This is a genomic window from Enterobacter sp. V87_3 (assembly GCF_029967835.1).
GTDB lineage: Bacteria > Pseudomonadota > Gammaproteobacteria > Enterobacterales > Enterobacteriaceae > Enterobacter > Enterobacter cancerogenus.
In genome coordinates, this window is record NZ_JASCAM010000011.1 from 122,153 (window position 1) to 141,193 (window position 19,041).

At 52.9% G+C, this 19,041-nt stretch carries 19 protein-coding genes; 5 read left to right on the forward strand and 14 right to left on the reverse strand.

Annotated features, from left to right (window positions below; genetic code table 11):
* On the reverse strand, positions 1-2,391 hold the full coding sequence (locus QLG21_RS03760; RefSeq protein WP_282483903.1) for a glucose/quinate/shikimate family membrane-bound PQQ-dependent dehydrogenase: 2,391 nt from the start codon (positions 2,389-2,391) through the stop codon (positions 1-3).
* Between the two features lie 206 nt (positions 2,392-2,597).
* On the opposite strand from QLG21_RS03760, the gene hpt reads away from it, so the two are divergent.
* Positions 2,598-3,134, forward strand: a complete 537-nt coding sequence (gene hpt, locus QLG21_RS03765) for a hypoxanthine phosphoribosyltransferase (RefSeq protein ID WP_058609693.1) — start codon at positions 2,598-2,600, stop codon at positions 3,132-3,134.
* 102 nt (positions 3,135-3,236) lie between these two features.
* Here hpt and can read toward each other — a convergent pair whose 3' ends face one another.
* Positions 3,237-3,899 (reverse strand): carbonate dehydratase, encoded by a 663-nt coding sequence (can, locus tag QLG21_RS03770; RefSeq protein ID WP_006173783.1) that lies wholly within the window; start codon positions 3,897-3,899, stop codon positions 3,237-3,239.
* Between the two features lie 107 nt (positions 3,900-4,006).
* On the opposite strand from can, the gene QLG21_RS03775 reads away from it, so the two are divergent.
* From QLG21_RS03775 to QLG21_RS03790, 4 genes are all read left to right on the forward strand, one after another.
* The gene (locus QLG21_RS03775; RefSeq protein ID WP_006173776.1) at positions 4,007-4,933 is read left to right on the forward strand and encodes an ABC transporter ATP-binding protein; all 927 of its coding nucleotides are present in this window, start codon (positions 4,007-4,009) and stop codon (positions 4,931-4,933) included.
* A complete protein-coding gene (locus tag QLG21_RS03780; protein ID WP_137849571.1) occupies positions 4,930-5,700 on the forward strand; it encodes an ABC transporter permease in 771 nt (256 codons plus the stop codon). Before QLG21_RS03775 ends, QLG21_RS03780 begins: the two co-directional genes overlap by 4 nt.
* Positions 5,701-5,807: 107 nt before the next feature.
* Positions 5,808-6,248 (forward strand): PTS sugar transporter subunit IIA, encoded by a 441-nt coding sequence (locus tag QLG21_RS03785; protein WP_282483904.1) that lies wholly within the window; start codon positions 5,808-5,810, stop codon positions 6,246-6,248.
* A 63-nt stretch (positions 6,249-6,311) separates the two neighbouring features.
* Positions 6,312-7,559, forward strand: a complete 1,248-nt coding sequence (locus QLG21_RS03790; protein WP_282483905.1) for a polysaccharide deacetylase family protein — start codon at positions 6,312-6,314, stop codon at positions 7,557-7,559.
* Here QLG21_RS03790 and QLG21_RS03795 read toward each other — a convergent pair whose 3' ends face one another.
* From QLG21_RS03795 to pcnB, 12 genes are all read right to left on the reverse strand, one after another.
* Entirely contained in the window at positions 7,560-8,642 is a 1,083-nt protein-coding gene (locus tag QLG21_RS03795; protein WP_282483906.1) for a fimbrial protein StkG, read from the reverse strand.
* A 33-nt stretch (positions 8,643-8,675) separates the two neighbouring features.
* A complete protein-coding gene (locus tag QLG21_RS03800) occupies positions 8,676-9,308 on the reverse strand; it encodes a fimbrial-like protein (protein WP_348994629.1) in 633 nt (210 codons plus the stop codon).
* Positions 9,308-9,865 carry a fimbrial protein gene (locus QLG21_RS03805; protein WP_282483907.1) on the reverse strand — a complete coding sequence of 186 codons (558 nt, stop codon included), beginning with the start codon at positions 9,863-9,865 and terminating at the stop codon, positions 9,308-9,310. Before QLG21_RS03805 ends, QLG21_RS03800 begins: the two co-directional genes overlap by 1 nt.
* A gap of 23 nt (positions 9,866-9,888) precedes the next feature.
* The gene (locus QLG21_RS03810) at positions 9,889-10,467 is read right to left on the reverse strand and encodes a fimbrial protein (RefSeq protein WP_282483908.1); all 579 of its coding nucleotides are present in this window, start codon (positions 10,465-10,467) and stop codon (positions 9,889-9,891) included.
* A 13-nt stretch (positions 10,468-10,480) separates the two neighbouring features.
* Positions 10,481-13,060 carry an outer membrane usher protein gene (locus QLG21_RS03815; RefSeq protein ID WP_282483909.1) on the reverse strand — a complete coding sequence of 860 codons (2,580 nt, stop codon included), beginning with the start codon at positions 13,058-13,060 and terminating at the stop codon, positions 10,481-10,483.
* A gap of 65 nt (positions 13,061-13,125) precedes the next feature.
* Positions 13,126-13,863 (reverse strand): fimbrial chaperone, encoded by a 738-nt coding sequence (locus QLG21_RS03820; RefSeq protein ID WP_137849565.1) that lies wholly within the window; start codon positions 13,861-13,863, stop codon positions 13,126-13,128.
* A gap of 62 nt (positions 13,864-13,925) precedes the next feature.
* On the reverse strand, positions 13,926-14,513 hold the full coding sequence (locus tag QLG21_RS03825; protein WP_137849564.1) for a fimbrial protein: 588 nt from the start codon (positions 14,511-14,513) through the stop codon (positions 13,926-13,928).
* A gap of 398 nt (positions 14,514-14,911) precedes the next feature.
* Positions 14,912-15,292: an aspartate 1-decarboxylase gene (gene panD, locus QLG21_RS03830; RefSeq protein ID WP_006173750.1), complete on the reverse strand. Its 381-nt coding sequence runs from the start codon at positions 15,290-15,292 to the stop codon at positions 14,912-14,914.
* Between the two features lie 58 nt (positions 15,293-15,350).
* Positions 15,351-16,202 (reverse strand): pantoate--beta-alanine ligase, encoded by an 852-nt coding sequence (gene panC / locus QLG21_RS03835; protein WP_282483910.1) that lies wholly within the window; start codon positions 16,200-16,202, stop codon positions 15,351-15,353.
* Positions 16,203-16,213: 11 nt separating this feature from the next.
* Positions 16,214-17,005, reverse strand: a complete 792-nt coding sequence (gene panB, locus QLG21_RS03840) for a 3-methyl-2-oxobutanoate hydroxymethyltransferase (protein WP_282483911.1) — start codon at positions 17,003-17,005, stop codon at positions 16,214-16,216.
* A 122-nt stretch (positions 17,006-17,127) separates the two neighbouring features.
* Entirely contained in the window at positions 17,128-17,607 is a 480-nt protein-coding gene (gene folK / locus QLG21_RS03845) for a 2-amino-4-hydroxy-6-hydroxymethyldihydropteridine diphosphokinase (RefSeq protein ID WP_006173746.1), read from the reverse strand.
* Entirely contained in the window at positions 17,604-19,001 is a 1,398-nt protein-coding gene (pcnB, locus tag QLG21_RS03850; RefSeq protein WP_072208804.1) for a polynucleotide adenylyltransferase PcnB, read from the reverse strand. The genes folK and pcnB overlap by 4 nt, the downstream gene beginning before the upstream one ends.
* Positions 19,002-19,041 lie beyond the last annotated feature (40 nt).

The following is a 19,041-nucleotide window of genomic DNA, read 5'->3' on the forward strand; positions in this document are numbered from 1 at the left end:
TTACTTAGCGTCGTCAGGCAGTGCATACGCGACAATATAGTCGCCCATCTTAGTGCCAAACGAACCGTGACCGCCCGCAGAGATGACAACGTACTGCTTGCCATTCACTTCATAGGTCATCGGCGTGGCCTGTCCGCCCGCTGGCAGACGGCCCTGCCACAGTTTCTCACCGTTGGTCATGTTGTACGCGCGCAGGTAGTTATCTGCGGTTGCCGCGATGAACAGCACGTTACCGGCGGTGGAGATTGGGCCACCCAGCATTGGCATACCCATATTGAACGGCACCGGAACCGGCATCGGGAACGGCATGCTGTCCTGTGGCGTACCAATACGTTTCTTCCACACAATCTGATTGGTTTTCAGATCCAGACCGGAGATATACCCCCAGGCAGGCTGTTTACACGGCAGACCGAAAGGCGACAGGAACGGGTTCAGCGTCACGCCATATGGCACGCCGTACTGCGGCTGAATACCCGCTTCGGTACCGCTGCCTTTGGCATCTTTCGGCTGTTCCATTGGGTTGCCCGGTCCGCGTGGGATCAGACGGGAAACGAACGGCAGCGCCATCGGGTTGGCAATCGCCACCTGACGGTTAGGGTCAACGGAGATCCCGCCCCATTCGAACATCCCCAGGTTACCCGGGAAGACCAGCGTGCCCTGTTCGGACGGCGGCGTGAAGATCCCTTCGTAGCGCAGCTGGTGGAACATCACGCGGCACACCAGCTGGTCAAACATGGTGGCGCCCCACATGTCTGCTCCGCTGAGGTCTTTCTTCGGACGGAAGCTCAGGTCAGAGAACGGCTGCGTTTTGCTGACGTAGTCGCCTTTCGCGGCACCCTGTGGAACCGGTTTTTCCGGTGCAGGGACAACCAGCTTACCGTTGCTGCGATCCAGCACGAAGATGTTGCCGGTTTTCGCCGGGGCGTAAATCACCGGAACGGTTTTACCGTTAACGGTAATGTCCGCCAGCGTCGGCTGGGACGGCATATCCATATCCCACAGGTCGTGGTGAACGGTCTGATAGCTCCATGCCAGCTTACCGGTGGTGGCGTTCAGCGCCACGATGGCGCTCGCGTAACGCTCCTGCTCTGGCGTGCGGTTACCGCCCCAGATATCCGGCGTGGATACGCCCATTGGCAGGTAGACCAGGTCCAGCTTCGCGTCATACGCGGCAGGGGCCCAGGAGTTTGGCGAGTTAAAGGTAAAGGTGTGTTCGTCTGACGGGATCGCGTTTGGATCTTTCGCGCCCGGGTCGAAGGCCCACAGCAGTTTACCGGTGTTCACGTCAAAACCACGGATAACGCCCGACGTTTCGCGGGTAGAGAAGTTATCCGTTACCGAACCGGCAATCACGATGGTTTTATCGGTGATGATAGGCGGAGAGGTCGGTTCATACAGACCCGGCGTGGTGTTCGGCATGTTGGTCTGCAGATTCAGGATACCCTTGTTGGCGAAGGTTTCGCACAGCTTGCCCGTTTCGGCGTTGATGGCGAACAGACGACCATCGTTGACCGGCAGCATAATGCGGCGCGGACAGTCGGCAATGACTTCCGGGCTGGCATTATCGGCACGCGCTTCATGGTAAGAGACACCGCGGCAGGTAACGTGCTGGAACGACGGGTTGGAGTTCAGCTGTGGATCGAAGTGCCATTTCTCTTTACCGGTGGCCGCGTCGAGCGCGAACAGGCGCTGGTGCGCCGTACACAGGTAGAGCATGTTGCCCACTTTAATTGGCGTCACTTCGTTGGTCAGTTCGCCCGGATCGTTTGGCATCTTCAGGTCGCCGGTGCGGAATACCCAGGCTTCCTTCAGATTTTTAACGTTGTCGGCGTTGATCTGCTTGAGTGGAGAGTAGCGTTGGCCTTCCTGGTTACGCCCGTAGGCTGGCCAGTCGCCATCCGCAACCTGAGAAATGGCCGCAGCAGGGGTGGCTTCCGTGTTCAGCGTACCGTTGATCTCCTGCGGGTCGTTAAAGCCGGCCCAGGTCAGGATACCGCCGCTGATCAGCAGCGCCACGACCAGCGCCGCAACGGCACCGCTGGAAGGCACAATCAGGCGACGCCAGACAAACGGCAGGATCAGCCAGATGCCGAAGAACACCAGAATGTCACTGCGCGGCGTCAGTGCCCAGAAGTCGAACCCGACTTCCCAGACGCCCCAGATCATCGTTGCGAGGAGTAATGCAGCGTAAAGCCACAGTGCAGATTGCTTCCTGCGGAGAAGCAGGACGGTTACGGCAACCATAACCAGACCCGCAATCGGGTAATACCAGGAGCCGCCAAGCGCGACCAGCCAAACGCCACCGATTAACAAATACAACGCGCAGAAGGCTGCGAACGCTGCTGTTAATGTCACCAGTAGACGCGGCTGTTGAGTTTTTATTTCAGCCATAGAAAGTGTACTCGTCAGTTTGTTAATTATTTGCTAGCAATTAATTATAGGTATTAACAACTGTGATCGGAATCACAAAATTTGCTTTTTATAACTCATACGCCAGGGTTATCCATTTACTGGTATAATGGCTGGCTTGCGTATCGATGCCGGAGTAAGATTCACCTGCATTGAGAGATTTTCATTAAAATCATATGGTTAGTAATATGAAACATACTGTTGAAGTGATGATCCCGGAAGCCGAGATCAAAGCGCGTATCGCCGAACTGGGTCGTCAAATCACCGAACATTACAAGGACAGCGGCAGCGAAATGGTGCTGGTCGGACTGTTACGTGGCTCTTTCATGTTCATGGCAGACCTGTGCCGTGAAGTGCAGGTGTCCCATGAGGTCGATTTTATGACCGCCTCCAGCTACGGCAGCGGCATGTCCACAACCCGTGATGTGAAAATCCTGAAAGACCTGGATGAAGATATTCGTGGCAAAGATGTGTTGATCGTTGAGGACATCATCGACTCCGGTAACACTCTCTCGAAAGTGCGCGAGATCCTGAGCCTGCGCGAGCCGAAATCGCTGGCGATTTGTACCCTGCTGGATAAACCGTCCCGCCGTGAAGTTCAGGTGCCGGTGGAATACGTGGGCTTCTCCATCCCGGATGAATTCGTGGTGGGTTACGGTATTGATTACGCGCAGCGTTATCGTCATCTGCCCTATGTCGGGAAAGTGGTGATTCTGGACGAGTAGCCTGCGTCTGTTGCCCGGTGGCACTACGCTTACCGGGCGCTACAAAGCGCACATGTGTAGGCCGGGTAAGGCGAAGCCGCCACCCGGCTTTTTTACAGGCGTTTATTTATGATTGACGTGCTTAAGCTTGAGGTTAGCAATCCCCGAACGGTAGCGCTGTTCCAGCGTTTCGCGGTTCGTCGCGGTCACTTCCAGGTTACGCAGTAATCCGTCATGAATGCCGTATGCCCAGCCGTGAACGGAGACCTTCTGCCCGCGCTTCCAGGCGGACTGCATGATGGTTGAATGCCCCAGGTTATAGACTTGCTCCATCACGTTCAACTCACACAGCGTGTCGAGGCGACGCTCCTGCGGCATTTCGCCCAGCAGTGAGCTATGTTTGAACCAGATATCGCGGATGTGCAGCAGCCAGTTGTCGATTAACCCCAGTTCGGTGTTTTCCACCGCGGCCTGAACGCCGCCGCAACCGTAGTGGCCGCAAATAATGATATGCTCGACTTCAAGCACATCCACGGCATACTGAACAACAGAAAGGCAGTTGAGATCGGTGTGGATAACCAGGTTAGCAACGTTACGGTGAACAAAGAGTTCGCCCGGTTCGAGACCGGTCAGGCGTTCTGCAGGTACACGGCTGTCGGAGCATCCAATCCATAAAAAACGCGGTTTTTGCGCGTGCGCCAGTTTTTCAAAAAATCCGGGATCGTCTTCCACCAGCATTTTTGACCATAGTGCATTGTTGCTGATGAGTGTATCTATGTCGTTCATGGAGGGTGACGGCCTGTAACCGAGTGATTGCGTTGCGCTACTATAGGGTAACCCGACTTTTAATGAAACCACACAACGTGTGTCAGAACTATAGGTAAGTTTAATTCATGGCGATTGCACTTGAGCTTGAACAGCTTAAAAAAACCTATCCGGGCGGCGTTCAGGCGCTACGCGGGATAGACCTTAAAGTAGAGGCGGGAGACTTCTACGCACTTCTGGGGCCAAACGGCGCGGGGAAATCCACCACCATCGGCATTATCAGCTCGCTGGTGAACAAGACCTCTGGGCGGGTGAGCGTGTTTGGCTACGATCTGCAAAAAGATGTGGTCAACGCCAAGCGTCAGCTGGGGCTTGTGCCGCAGGAGTTTAACTTTAACCCGTTTGAGACGGTGCAGCAGATCGTGGTTAACCAGGCGGGTTACTACGGCGTGGAGCGTAAAGAGGCCGTCGAGCGCGGGGAAAAGTACCTCAAACAGCTCGACCTGTGGGAAAAGCGTAACGAGCGTGCGCGGATGTTATCCGGTGGCATGAAGCGCCGCCTGATGATTGCCCGCGCGCTGATGCACGAGCCGAAGCTGCTGATCCTTGATGAGCCGACGGCGGGCGTGGATATCGAACTGCGTCGCTCAATGTGGGGCTTCCTGAAGGATCTCAACGACAAAGGCACCACCATTATCCTGACCACGCACTACCTCGAAGAGGCGGAAATGCTGTGCCGTAACATCGGCATCATTCAGCACGGGGAGCTGGTGGAAAACACCTCAATGAAAAATCTGCTCTCCAAGCTCAAGTCTGAGACCTTTATTCTCGACCTTGCGGCGAAAAGCCCGCTGCCGAAGCTGGAAGGGTACAACTACCGCCTGGTCGACACCTCCACGCTTGAAGTGGAAGTGCTGCGCGAGCAGGGCGTTAACAGCGTGTTCGCACAGCTGAGCGCGCAGGGCGTGCAGGTATTAAGTATGCGTAACAAAGCGAACCGACTGGAAGAGCTGTTTGTCTCTCTGGTGCATGAAAAACAAGGAGACAAAGCATGACGCATCTTTTCTGGGTCGCGCTGAAAAGCATCTGGGCGAAAGAGATCAACCGCTTTATGCGCATCTGGGTGCAAACCCTGGTGCCGCCGGTGATCACCATGACGCTCTACTTCATCATTTTCGGCAACCTGATCGGCTCCCGGATCGGTGAAATGCACGGCTTTAGCTATATGCAGTTTATCGTGCCGGGCTTAATCATGATGGCGGTGATCACCAACGCCTACGCTAACGTGGCGTCGTCGTTCTTTAGCGCTAAGTTTCAGCGCAACATTGAAGAACTGCTGGTGGCACCGGTGCCCACGCACGTCATCATCGCCGGTTACGTAGGCGGCGGCGTGGCGCGTGGCCTTTGCGTGGGTATTCTGGTTACCGCGATTTCGCTGTTCTTCGTGCCGTTCCAGGTGCACTCCTGGCTGTTTGTGGCGCTGACGCTGCTGCTGACGGCGATCCTGTTCTCGCTGGCCGGGTTGCTGAACGCCGTTTTCGCCAAAACCTTTGACGACATCAGCCTGATCCCGACCTTCGTTCTGACGCCGCTGACCTACCTCGGCGGGGTGTTTTACTCGCTGACGCTGCTGCCGCCGTTCTGGCAGGCGCTGTCGCACCTCAACCCGATCGTCTACATGATCAGCGGCTTCCGCTTTGGCTTCCTTGGCATCTCCGACGTGCCGCTGTTTACGACGGTGGCGGTGCTGGTGGTCTTTATCGTCGCGTTTTACGTGCTCTGCTGGTATCTGATCCAGCGCGGGCGCGGCCTTCGCAGCTAACCTTCCGCCCGGCAGCTCTCCGCTCGCCGGGCGCTTTTCTTTGACAGTTATCACCGTAAACAAATCTTCACTCCGCTAAACTACTCGCCTGCTAAGGAGGGAGAGTTATGCTGGGATGGGTTATCACCTGCCACGATGAACACGCGCAGGATATGCTGCTGAAACTGGAAGCCCGGTTTGGTCCGCTTGTTCAGTGTCGTGCGGTAAATTACTGGCGGGGCTTAAGCACCAATATGCTGAGCCGTATGATGTGCGATGCGTTGCATGAAACCGACTCCGGCGATGGCGTCATTTTCCTGACCGACAAATCCGGCGCAGCGCCTTACCGTTCAGCCGCGTTGATGAGCCATAAGCATGACAATTGCGAAGTGATCTCCGGGATCAGCCTGCCGCTGCTGGAAATAATGTATCCATTCCGTGAATCAATGAGCAGCGACGAGTTTCGCCAGGCAATAGTGGCGCAAGGCACGCCAGGGGTCAGCAGTTTGTGGCATCAGCAGCAGAAAAACCCGCCTTTCGTCCTCCTGCACGATCTGTATAAGAATTAAACATTGGTATTGATGTCGCTTTTGATACAATGACGTCCGTTTTTTCGTACCGATAAAGAACCCATGTTTACGCGTCTTCTAGCCTTGCTGTTATTAATCGTCTCCGGCGTCTGTTCCGCCAGTTTATTAAGCCAACAAAGCGTGCCTGCGCAGTATATGCAAACCACCGAAGATGCGGCGATTTGGGCGCAGGTGGGTAATGACGTCATTAACGTGGGCAATGTGCGCGCCGGACAAATTCTGGCCGTGGTGCCTGCGGCGGCAGATTATTACGAGTTCCGCTTCGGGTTTGGGACGGGCTTTATCGACAAAGAGCACCTGGAGCCGGTGCAGGGCAAGCAGCGTGTCGAAGACAGCCTGGGCGATCTGAATAAACCGCTGAGCAATCAAAACCTCGTCACCTGGAAGGACACCCCGGTCTATAACGCGCCCAGCAGCGGCAGCGCGCCATTCGGTACCCTGAGCAGTAACCTTCGCTACCCGATCCTCAGCAAACTCAAGGATCGCCTCAACCAGACCTGGTTTCAGATCCGCATCGGTAACCGTCTGGCATGGGTAAGCAGCCTGGATGCGCAGGAAGACAACGGCATTCCGGTGCTGACGTACCACCATATTCTGCGTGACGAAGAGAACACGCGCTTTCGTCACACCTCAACGACCACCAGCGTACGCGCCTTCAGTAACCAGATGACCTGGCTGCGCGATCAGGGCTATACCACCCTCACGATGTACCAGCTGGAAGGGTACGTGCGTAACAAAATCAATCTGCCCGCCAAAGCGGTGGCGATCACCTTTGACGATGGCCTGAAATCGGTGAGCCGCTATGCCTGGCCGATTCTCAAGGCATACGGGTTTAAGGCAACGGCGTTTGTTATCTCTTCCCGGATAAAAAGACATCCGCAGAAATGGGACCCAAAATCGCTGCAGTTTATGAGCGTGTCAGAGCTGAAAGCTATTCAGGACGTGTTTGATATCCAGTCCCACACCCATTTCCTGCATCGGGTTGATGGTTACAAACATCCTATCCTGCTGAGCCGTTCTTACCACGTGATCCTGTTTGATTTTGAGCGTTCCCGACGGGCGCTGACGCAGTTTAACCCGCATGTTTTGTATCTCTCCTATCCGTTTGGCGGCTACGACAATAAAGCGATAAAGGCCGCAAATGACGCCGGTTTTCACCTGGCGGTGACGACGGTAAAAGGGAAGGTGAAGCCGGGGGATAATCCGTTCTTGCTCAAACGTTTGTATATCTTAAGAACGGATTCGCTGGAGACGATGTCGCGGCTGGTGAGCAACCAGCCGCAGGGATAATTATTCGTAGGTGATCTGCAACGTGCCGATGGCGCTGAACGAGCCTGAAGTGACTTTTTCTGTACCCGACTTAACCAACTGAGCCGTGAGAGACGCGCTGAATGACGGAATGACGGTGTTCCCTGTTGTTGTATAGCTGTTCGTTGAATTAGGCACCGCCAGGCTGTTGTCCGGCCACTTCAGTAACACGCCCACGCCTTTTGCCGCATTCGACGATGCGGTATTGGCGAGTAATGAGCCATCAGTCCCGGTTGTCTTGCTGGTGGTCAACTTCATCGTGATTCTACGTGTGTTAGTGCAGTTCCCCGACACCATAGCAGAGACTTTTTGCGTGTTATCGTTTTCGACATCGGAAGCATCATATTCCCCCAGGTCTACGGTTTTTGGCGCCGTAAGCGTGCAGGTCGGTTTTTCAACAGGAACACTGAAGCCCATATCGGGTACCGTGATTAACGGACGTGGATGGTCTTTTTCATCTGAGGTCCAGGGGTTACCTACGACAATATTGCCAATATTTCCGGCCACTGGGCCAATCTTTGTGACGCTCGCGGGCACGCCAGCATATGAGGGTAATTGATAAAATTCCATACGGGCATACCACCATTTTGCGTCAACCACATCTGAATTATCTGCCTGATTGGCTGTCTCTACATAACTTCCTGTCGTTGCAGGAAAAAATGCATTGAAAGCATTGCTGCTTGGGTACATGGCCAGCGTGTAGGCAATCCCCGTTACGTTAGTTTTAAAGAGTGCTTTACCGTCCACGCTACCGATAACCAGTGCGCTGTCCGTTTTCTGATAGACGCGCTCTCCATCATTACCTAATTCGCACCAGCTACAGAGCCCCGGAGTCACCTGCAACTCAATAAGGCCACTTATCTTAGTTGGCGCGCTGACGTGCTCCAGGGGAACGAGAGTGGGCTTTGCACCCTTGATATCCGAAATAGGCTGAACACTGTATCCATTAAATTTACATTCGCGCAAATCTGCCGATGCAGAAAAAGTTATTGCAAGAATAGACAAAGCAAGGCCTGCACCTTTTATAAAGAAATGACTTTTTCCGGTCCCTGCTGTATAAAACATTCAATAATCCTTATATCCAATACTTGATATATTTTAATTGTAAATAACATTCACCAGTACGCTTGTGATAACTTTTCCCGCACTGACGATCCCTGTGCTTTGATAACGGGCATAGAAATTATAGTTTGTTAAATACTGACTTTCGGTTTGGTCAGATACATCAAAAATAACATTTGACGTTCCTGACGTATTTACCACGTTGGTATTGTCTTTTTCTGAAAAAATTACAATGCCTACATTCTCTGCTCCCCCCCCAGCGTCGGGGATTTCATTGGCGAACACCTGCTGAGAGCTTTCGGTAAATTTTCCACTTTGAGGTTTAAACTCAAAATGCAGGGTTTTAGCCAGCCCTGATTCACTTTCCGCACAGCTTTTCAGCTGTATTTCGAAGCGAGTCCCCCCGGCTGCGTCACCGGGCTGGAGTCGCGGGCTGCCGTCTGAGTTATAAAACCAATCTCTGCCAACGATCGGTAAAATGACTTTGCCATTATCCGGAATACTCACCTGGCAGGTATTGTTGATGATGTTTGCGGTCATCTCCATCTCCAGGCTCGAGGCAAAACCTGCTGCGGGAAACCCCAGACAGAAGGCGAGCCATGGCACCGCACTTTTAAAGATTATCCGGGAGTGGAACATCCTGTTTAAGCTACCTGTCTTAATAAACATTATTGATAGGTCACGATAAATGTCACAGGGGCGCTGACCGAACCTGTGGTCACGTCAGAAATGGTTTTATCTTTAGCAGTAACGATGCGTGCATCCATTTCAAATTTCCCCGTCCCGTTAGACAGGTTGACGATAGACGCCGGGGCCGTGGCACAGTTCAGCAGGGAACCTGAGTCGACAGAACCTTTCCAGATTTCAAAACCAACGTTATGTCCGGCTTCATACGAGGTTCCATTTCTGGCATTGCCAGTACAGGACCCACCTGCACCCGGCGTGGCCTGAATGGTGGCATTTTTTACCCCGGCACAGTTGGTGAACGCGATTTTGAATGACTCTCTTCGGTTCTGGTTCACCAGATCGGACTTAAACACATCGCCAAACGGCAACATGCTTATGGGGGCCCCGCTCGCATCCTGAATTTCGGCATTACAGGTACCTGCCTCAATGGTGGACGTAAACGTGGCCTGAACGCTTGTCGTACCCGTAATGGCGCTTAAAGAAACGGAAGGCAGGATGGCAGTCATCGCAAGCACCAGTGATGTCATTGTCTTTTTCATATTAACGCTCCGTATTGCGCCAGTTATTCATAGGTGAAATTAAACGTAGCGATACCGCTAAAGTTGCCGGTCGTGCCTTGCCCGCTTGCGGTTTCCACCAGCGTCGCCAGGAGTGAAACTTCACCCGCACTTATCTCTCCGCTCGACCAGACAAGGCGCTGAGTATCCGTGGATGAATTAATGACAAAGGGGGCGTCCGGAGTGGCGGTGCGGGAAATCGCCACGCCAATATTCTCCGCACTACCCTCGCCGGAGAGTGAATTTTTAATTGCCGTAGTAAGTGGGCTGGCACTACCGCTAATGGTTGTGTTCAGCGTTGTCAGACTTGACGGGCAAGAGACCATTTTGAGTTTGAAATTTGTCGTTGCTTTGGCATTTTTAAGGATGATGTAATCCAGGCGCACCTTGCCGTCTGTACCGATGGGAATAACATTGCTGGAGCCATCACCGCTGCCACCTTCAATTTTCATATCGCAGGTGGTGTCACGGATATTAGCGGTAAAGGTGATATCGAGATTATCGGCGTATGTTCCGAGCGACAGTGCCATCAGCCCCACACTTAACACCCATAATCCTGTTTTTTTCCCAGGTTTAAAAAGCATGCTCTAACTCCCTTTATAAGACTGTGATGTGGCAGGTCTGGCCTGTCAGCAACGTTGTTGGACCAATCTTTTTCGCATTAGGCGGAATCAGATAAGAGACGGTACAGGATGTGCCGGGCTCACTTCCCCAGACGATGTTTAACACCCCTTTATCTTCAATTCCGCGTATCCAGGCTTGCCCGGCCTGGCCTACGCTACCTACCGATACGCCTTGCTCAGTTTGAACATCGGCACCCAGCGGAATAAAGCCTCCGTCGTCACGCGTCAGTTCCATGAGTACTGAACGCCCCTGGTCGGTCTCAAAGTTAACCAGCACAACGGCACCGCTACGGGGGACGGTGGTGGAGCGGGTATTTTTAACTTCAACGTCAGAGCGCATATCGCTGATATCAAGACCTACGTTGTTTTCACGGTAGGCAGACAGATAGGGCATCAGGGCATAGCCTGACGATCCGATTTCACCGTTACCGATGGAGACACGGGCCCCTTCTGCTCCCTCTGCTTTAATCAACGCAAGCGTATCGCTTTCGCTAATGCTGCCAGGCGCGAGTGTTATGCCACCTGAGTGCAGAATCATCCCGCCGCTATAGCTGGCGGAATATTGTCGCGTATCGTCATCGGATGCGGAGGCGGAAAGACTCACCGGTCCATGCGGGCCGTTATAACTGCCGTAACCGCTTAGCTGGTTTAACGTATCGTCGTTACGCGTGGTGCTTTCGGTGATGCTGTAACTGAAACGATTATCTTCTGAGTTGCCGTTGGCGCTGGCGTTAAAACTGCCGCCGCCTTTTAGATCGCTGCCGATGCCCGTAGTGAGTGATGAGAACCCGCCTGCACGCTTGCCGTTACCCATCATCGTGTCGAAAGGAATAGTGAGGTTCAGATAGACACTGTCGTCTTTTTCCCCGAACTCGTTGTAGGTGCGCTGCACTGAGAGGCTGTAACTTCCCCAGCGTAAAGACTGACTGTGGCCAACGGAGTATTGCGCTGATGAGCTGCTTTCATTCCAGTAGTCCTGCCAGGTTGAGTTGACATACAGCGACCCCAAATCAAGGTCGTCGAAGGCCAGCGGCTGGCTGATATTCACCTGGATCTGGTTCTTCATGCGCTGGAAAGTCTGATACACATCGCTGTTATTACGGTCAGGGGTACGCTCTCTGTCACGGTATTTGATCTCGTTGGTCAAGGAGGCCGCATCGCTCAGGCTGAGATAGTCAGACGTCGAAAACCGGTATGCTGCGACGTTGAAAGAGGTATTCGTGGCTTCCATGAGTTTGCTGTAGGAAATGCGATAACTCTCGCCCGTAAGATGTCTTAAGCCCTCAATACGGGCATCAGAATGCGTGACGTCAAAGGCGAATGCGCCAATTCGGGTGTTCATAGCCAAACCCAATAATCCGGCGTAAAAATCGCTATCGGTGTATTCCACACCCGTATAACCTGTAAAGGTATTGGATAATCCATAATAGCCCGTGGCGTAACCTACCCTTGGCTTGTCGCGTAGGCTATCGTCACGCAGCTCCCCTACGCCGACATCCCATCGGGAGTAGCCAGGGCGAAGCATTTGCGCGACCGAGGAATACGCGACCGAGAACGAACGCTTGCTACCATCCGTTTCTTCTACAGTGACGATAAGATCGCTACCGTAACCCGTTGTACTGAGATCCGAGATTTCAAAGGGACCCGGCGGCACGGAGGTTTCGTAAATTGTGTTTCCGCTTTGGGCGATCGTGACTTTGGCGTTGCTGTTTGCCACACCCCGAATCACTGGCGCATAAGTCGATATGCCATTAGGAAGCATACGATCATCGTTATATAAACGTGCCCCGCGTAGACTAATGGAATCGAAAGCATCTCCACGGGTATAAGAATCTCCCGCGATAAACTGTGCTTTCAGCGGTGTGATGTCACGCTGAAGATAAATATCCTGGCTGGCGTAATGGGTACCAGCATCCTGATCCCAGTTCAGATTACCTCGCGCACGCAGTCGCCACGGCCCCAGGTTTGCGCCATAGCGTAACCCCGCATAGGCCGTATCGGTGCTGTAATCAGGCGTGTCCGCGTGCCAGCCGTTAAGATCCCAGGAGAGCATCGCCGCCGGGATCCCGTCTTCCCAAAGTGAAGGATCGACAAATCCCGCCGGGCGCTGAATGACGAAAGCCTGGGGAATAGAAAGATCCAGTTCCTGTGTGGACGGGTCGTAAGCCACACGAGAGCCGGGATAGGCATCCGACACCGGGATACAGGTTTCTTCAGCGTCATCCCCGGCCAGTTTAAGTTGCCCGGTTGTTACATTTGTCTGGGTGAGCAGTTTACGAGTGATGCAGGGAGTGGCGCGCGATGTGCCATTGTCCTTAAACACAAGCTCCGTGGTTATGGAAGGTTTCCCATTAATAATCACCTTCACTTTATACGTTCCGGCAAGAACAGGGTTGCCTTTTGAAAAACGGCTGACATCAATTGATGTGCCGGTGTTATAAAGAAACTGATCGTTAAACTGAACGTCTTCTTCTTGACTATTTTCAGCAGCAAATGCACAAAACGGCAATACCGCACTTATTGATAAATAGAGTAGCGAACGTCTAAACCGCATGATGAACTCTTTCCCAGAACTAAGCTAATTATAATTCTTACGAATGATACAAAGCGGATATGGCATTAATTTTGTATAGACTCATACTTATCAATTCCACCGTAATCATTGATGGCTTGCCAGATTATTTTGTTATTTCCGAAAGAGGTGTAATTTTTTACGTTCATAGTCTGGCTTGAGAATGGCTCAATATAATGCGTTTCAATATCGTAGCTTTTAGCACCTGCAATAAGCGTTGCACCCGCCAGTGATACATAATAAGGTGAATCATTCTTCGCACTTAAAACGATTTTTTGTCCTTGCCGGATTTGCGTCCATTTAAGATTTTTAGCCGCGTCTGTCGGTTCTCCTTTCAAACCTGTAGGCCGGAAAAAGAGTTTTATGCGGGTTCGGAATGCAAGCTGAAGCATGCTTTGTGTATCGCTATCCTTTGCCTTAGGCGGAACTTCCAGAACGTTAAACCAGAACAGGGATTCTTTATCTTTTGGCAATGACTGACCAAGCCAGGTGATTCTGACTGTTTGCCCTTTTTGCGGTTCAACACGCGAAACAGGGGGCGTGACAATAAAAGGAAGTTTCAGCTCCTGAGGATTAGTGGTATCTCTGCCGTCATCAAGCCAGGTTTGCACCAGTAAAGGCCGGGTGCCACGGTTATCCATAGACACCGTTACGTCTTTTTCCGATTCAGGATAAATGACACGGGTGCCGGAAATGACAATATCTGCACTGGCGTTAAGAGCAAAAACGCTCACCGAGGCCAGCAGCAGGGCTTTTAATCCGCTCTTAATATTCAGTACGTACATGTAAACTCTCAAATAATACGAAAAAATGTGCCCTGCAGGGCACATTAACAGGACGGATAAAATTATTCGTAGCTCATGGTGAAGTAAGCGTTGGCGCTAACTTTACCAGACTGCACAGGGTTAGTGTCTTTCACCCAGTTGGAGCCAGGAACATAAGCAACGCGGTAGAACAGTTTACCCGAGCCGGCAGTCAGGGCTGTTTTCTGCGTATTATTGTCAGGCTGACCCACCATAATACGAGATGAAACGGTTGGTGCATTGTTATACAGGGCAAGTGCAACGTTGCTTGCAGAGCCTGCTACGCTAGCATCGGGGTCAATGGTACCGTTCGCAATAGCGCCCATATTTTTTGACATAAAGCTTGCAGAGGCTTTAGTTAATGTCTGAGGGCAGTCGGTGAGCAGCAGTTCAAAATTTTTGGAACCGACGCCGGCATCAATGGTTGTGGATTCAACTTCAGATTTTTTAACAACGGGTAAGGTAATAGTAATATTATTTTGTTGCGCACCGTTAGAGGTGGAAATATTACATGTTGTGTCTGTTACCGCACCATCAAAAGTGATTAGACCGAGATCCGTATCTGCGATTGCTGAAAAAGAACCTATTGCAAACAAAGCTACCGCTGACGCTAAAAACGTTTTCTTTAACATAATTAAAATTCCATTTAAATATTCTACCGAGTTAATTCAAGCAAAATGATGATAGGGGTCTCTGTATGTATTGGATATTTAAAATTGCTAAAAGGAATCGTTAGAAAAAATTAAGCATTGATAAGTTATTGAAAATGATCTTTAAAATGGTTTTAAATAAACATATAAAGCATTTTTTTAATGTGTTTATATACTATTTGCGGACTTAAATTATAAATGGTAAAGATCGTTCCCCTTTTTTATATCATTCAGGGGAATGTTTGTTTCTGAAAGGCGTCACGGGAAGAGAAGCTAAAATAGGAAAAAACGAATGGGAAGGCGCTATTTGCACAATTATGAATGTAATATTTTTTTACCCTTCAAGGCGCGGAGCCAGAGAGCTCCGCGCCTTGTCGGAATCAGGCAACCTGTACCGGAATCGCCTTCGCGGTACGTTTCATCTCATTTTCGCCTTCAAAATAAGCCACTTTAGGCTGCCAGCGACGGGCTTCTTCATCAGACATCATTACGAAGCTGGCGATAATCACGATATCGCCAACGTCCGCGCAGTGCGCAGCCGCGCCGTTGACGGAGATGATCTTCGATCCGCGCTCGGCGGCGATTGCGTACGTCGAGAAACGTTTTCCGTTATTCACATTCCAGATATCAATGGCTTCGTTTTCGAGGATGCCCGCCGCGTCGAGAAAATCCTGGTCGATGGCGCAGGAACCTTCATAGTGCAGGTCGGCCTGGGTAACTTTGACACGGTGAAGCTTACCTTGCAGCATTTTGCGAATCATTACGTTTACCTTTATTCATCAAGCAATAACCCCTCCCGCAGGAGGGGAGGCTAAGACATTACGCCAGTTCTACCACGGTGTTATCGATCAGGCGCGCCTGACCGAGCCACGCTGCCACCAGAATAACCGCACGCTTGCTGGAATCCGTTAGCGGCAGGAGTGTATCGGCATCCCGAATTTGAACGTCGTCAGCACGAAGACCTTTGTCGTTCAGCGCCTGTTCAGCCAGCGCAACGATCTCTTCTGCGGTTAACTCTTTCGCCAGCAGTTGCTCTGCCATGGTATTCATGACTTTGCTTAATCCCGGCGCAATTTTACGCTGATCGGCGGTCAGATAGCCGTTGCGGGAGCTGAGCGCCAGGCCGTCTTTGGCACGCACAATCGGCACGCCCACAATCTCGATATCGTACCCCATGTCGGCAACCATTTTGCGGATCAATGCCAGCTGCTGGAAGTCCTTCTCGCCGAAGCAGGCAATGTCCGGTTGAACCAGGTTAAACAGCTTGCTGACGATGGTGGAGACGCCGCGGAAATGGCCCGGTCGGCTGGCCCCTTCCAGCATGGTCGATATGCCCGGTACGTCCACGAAGGTCGCTTCGTCGGTACCCTGAGGATAGATATCCGCTGGCGCAGGGGAGAAGACGATATCCACATGGCGTTTTTTCAGCTTTTCGCAATCTTCCTGCAGCGTGCGCGGATAGCGGGCGAGGTCATCGGCGCGGTCGAACTGCATTGGGTTAACGAAGATACTGACCACCACAATATCGGCACGCGCTCTCGCTTCGTCGACCAGCTTCATATGGCCGTCGTGCAGGTTGCCCATGGTCGGCACCAGGGCGATACGTTTACCTTCCTGACGCGCCCGGCGAATATGCTGGCGCAGCAGCGGCAGGGTTTCAATGATTAGCACACCTTGACTCCTCAATGGAAACTGTGTTCTTCGCCCGGATAAACGCCGGACTCTACCTCAGCGATATACTGCCGTACCGCGGCGCGCAAGTCGCCCGCCCCGGTCAGGAAATTTTTGGCAAATTTTGGAATGTGCCCGCCGGTTATGCCGAAGGCGTCGTGCATCACCAGAATCTGACCGTCGGTGACGTTACCCGCCCCGATGCCGATCACCGGAATAGAAAGCGCGTCGGTCACCCGTTTTGCCAGTTCGACCGGCACGCACTCCAGCACCAGCAGCTGTGCGCCTGCCGCTTCGAGGGCGAGGGCATCATCAAGCAGCGTCTGCCCGGCATCGCCACGGCCCTGCACCTTATAGCCGCCAAAGATGTTTACGGACTGCGGCGTAAGCCCCAGGTGTCCGCATACCGGCACTGCGCGCTCGGTGAGCATTTTCACGGTGTCGACAAGCCAGGCGCCGCCTTCGATTTTGACCATGTTTGCCCCGGCGCGCATAACCGCAGCCGCATTGTCGAACGCCTGTTCGGGGGTGGCATATGCCATAAACGGCAGATCGGCAAGAAGCAGGCAGGCTGGTGCACCACGCCGCACGGCGCGCGTATGGTAAGCAATATCCTCAACCGTCACTGGCAGAGTGGAATCATGTCCTTGTACCGTCATCCCTAACGAATCCCCCACCAGCATCACGTTGATCCCTTCTTCGGCAAACAATTTGGCGAAGCTGTAGTCATACGCGGTGATGGTGGCGAAGCGTTTTTTTTCCTGTTTGCATTTCTGCAGTAAGGAGATGGTGGTTGGTTTCATACTGTTTCCTGATAACCCAAAAACGAATCTTTGCGCATTCTAACAGTAACATTTAAGGGAACAATGATTTTAGGCAATCGATTAACCACAAATATTTAATGGTTAACCGATAAAAAAGCGTATTACCAGCGGGCCGGTTTTTCCGCGTTGAGAACGTCAAGCACGGACTTCAGCGAGGTACCGTCAGGGAAGGTCAAATCGGGGGCGACTTCAAACAGCGGCCAGAGCATAAAGCCGCGGTTTTTCATGTCGTAATGCGGCACGGTAAGGCGCTCGGTATGGATAACGCTGTCGCCAAACAGCATGATGTCGAGGTCCAGCGTACGCGGCCCCCAGCGTTCGGCTTTACGCACGCGCCCCTGCTGTAATTCGATGCGCTGGGTGTTATCGAGCAGCGTGTCGGCATCAAGCGCGGTGTCCAGCACCACGGCGGCATTCAGGTAATCAGGCTGATCCTGAGGACCCAGCGGCGGCGTGCGGTAGAAAGAGGAGACTGCAACAATGTGGCTGTGCGGGATCTCCCCCAGCGCCCGTACGGCAGCATTGACCTGCTCCAGCGGAGAGGCCAGATTGCTGCCAAGGGCGATGTACGCGAGGGTCACGCTGATCCTTCACGACGCGGCGCGCGTTTGCGCGGGCGGCGGTGACGACGACGCGGGGCCGGATCATCATCGAGATCGGTCAGCATATCTTTCTGCTCCGGCGGGGCGGAAACCTGGAATTCTCCCCACCACTGCGCCAGACGCTGCAGCTCCTGGTTCTTCTCGATTTCGGCCCGCAGAGAGAGCAGGTCGAACGCGGCGCGGAATTTTGGATGCTCCATCAGCTTCCAGGCGCGTTTACCCTGACGACGGGACATGCGCAGCTGAAGCTGCCAGATATCGCGCACCAGCGTGGTAATGCGTTTTGGAATGGCCAGCGTCCGGCAGGCTTCATCAAGCACGTCGTTAGCCGCCAGGGCAAAGGCATCGTAATAGGCCAGACCGCTTTCCTGGGTGATCCGCTGAGCCGTTTCCAGCAAGGGATACCAGAACATCGCCGAGAACAGGAACGCCGGGTTCACGCGCATATCGTTGTGGATGCGGGTATCGGTGTTCTTCAGCACCTGCGCAATCATGCGCTCCATCGGGCTGTCGCCGTTTTCGGTGAAGTAACGCGTGATGGTCGGGAACAGCGGCTGGAACAGGCTGTACTCACGCAGCAGGTTGTAGGTTTCGAACCCGTAACCGGCCTGCAGCAGCTTCAGCGCTTCTTCGAACAGACGGGCCGGCGGCACGTCGTTAATGAGCGTGGCCAGACGGGGAATAGGCTCCGCCGTCTCCGGGCTGATGCGCATATTGAGCTTGGCGGCAAAGCGCACGGCACGCAGCATGCGCACCGGGTCTTCGCGATAGCGCGTCTCTGGCGTACCGATCAGGCGAATCAGGCCGTCTTTCAGGTCCTGCATGCCGCCGACATAATCACGCACAGTGAAATCGGCCACGCTGTAGTAAAGGCTGTTAATCGTGAAATCGCGACGCTGGGCATCTTCTTCGATAGAGCCAAAGATGTTGTCACGCAGCAGCATGCCGTTCTGGCCGCGCTGGGAGGTGGTACGATCGGCTGCGCTCGCTTCGTGATGACCGCGGAAGGTGGCCACCTCGATAATTTCCGGGCCAAACATGACGTGGGCAAGACGGAAGCGGCGGCCAACCAGGCGGCAGTTGCGGAATAACTTACGCACCTGCTCAGGTGTGGCGCTGGTGGTCACATCGAAATCTTTTGGCTTTTTGCCCAGCAGTAAATCACGCACTCCACCGCCAACGAGATAGGCCTCGTAGCCCGCTTTGTTCAGACGATAGAGCACCTTGAGGGCATTTTCACTGATATCTTTGCGGGAAATATTGTGCTGCTCACGGGGAACAACCGACATGCGGTTTTGTGCAATAGCATCATTCGCCATGCTCTCTTCGCGGCTCAGCACTTTACGGCAAAAATTAGCGACTCGGGTAAAAATGGTACACCTCGTAGTGTGTTTTGTTATGAAAAAAGCGGCT

Bases quoted from the DNA above. Each gene is read 5' to 3' on its own strand.
- QLG21_RS03795 (WP_282483906.1), bottom strand. From the start codon at position 8,642: ATGTTTTATACAGCAGGGACCGGAAAAAGTCATTTCTTTATAAAAGGT.
- QLG21_RS03800 (WP_348994629.1), bottom strand. From the start codon at position 9,308: ATGTTTATTAAGACAGGTAGCTTAAACAGGATGTTCCACTCCCGGATA.
- QLG21_RS03775 (WP_006173776.1), top strand. From the start codon at position 4,007: ATGGCGATTGCACTTGAGCTTGAACAGCTTAAAAAAACCTATCCGGGC.
- QLG21_RS03760 (WP_282483903.1), bottom strand. From the start codon at position 2,391: ATGGCTGAAATAAAAACTCAACAGCCGCGTCTACTGGTGACATTAACA.
- QLG21_RS03805 (WP_282483907.1), bottom strand. From the start codon at position 9,865: ATGAAAAAGACAATGACATCACTGGTGCTTGCGATGACTGCCATCCTG.
- QLG21_RS03810 (WP_282483908.1), bottom strand. From the start codon at position 10,467: ATGCTTTTTAAACCTGGGAAAAAAACAGGATTATGGGTGTTAAGTGTG.
- QLG21_RS03815 (WP_282483909.1), bottom strand. From the start codon at position 13,060: ATGCGGTTTAGACGTTCGCTACTCTATTTATCAATAAGTGCGGTATTG.
- QLG21_RS03780 (WP_137849571.1), top strand. From the start codon at position 4,930: ATGACGCATCTTTTCTGGGTCGCGCTGAAAAGCATCTGGGCGAAAGAG.
- panD (WP_006173750.1), bottom strand. From the start codon at position 15,292: ATGATTCGCAAAATGCTGCAAGGTAAGCTTCACCGTGTCAAAGTTACC.
- QLG21_RS03785 (WP_282483904.1), top strand. From the start codon at position 5,808: ATGCTGGGATGGGTTATCACCTGCCACGATGAACACGCGCAGGATATG.
- hpt (WP_058609693.1), top strand. From the start codon at position 2,598: ATGAAACATACTGTTGAAGTGATGATCCCGGAAGCCGAGATCAAAGCG.
- QLG21_RS03825 (WP_137849564.1), bottom strand. From the start codon at position 14,513: ATGTTAAAGAAAACGTTTTTAGCGTCAGCGGTAGCTTTGTTTGCAATA.
- QLG21_RS03820 (WP_137849565.1), bottom strand. From the start codon at position 13,863: ATGTACGTACTGAATATTAAGAGCGGATTAAAAGCCCTGCTGCTGGCC.
- can (WP_006173783.1), bottom strand. From the start codon at position 3,899: ATGAACGACATAGATACACTCATCAGCAACAATGCACTATGGTCAAAA.
- QLG21_RS03790 (WP_282483905.1), top strand. From the start codon at position 6,312: ATGTTTACGCGTCTTCTAGCCTTGCTGTTATTAATCGTCTCCGGCGTC.
- panB (WP_282483911.1), bottom strand. From the start codon at position 17,005: ATGAAACCAACCACCATCTCCTTACTGCAGAAATGCAAACAGGAAAAA.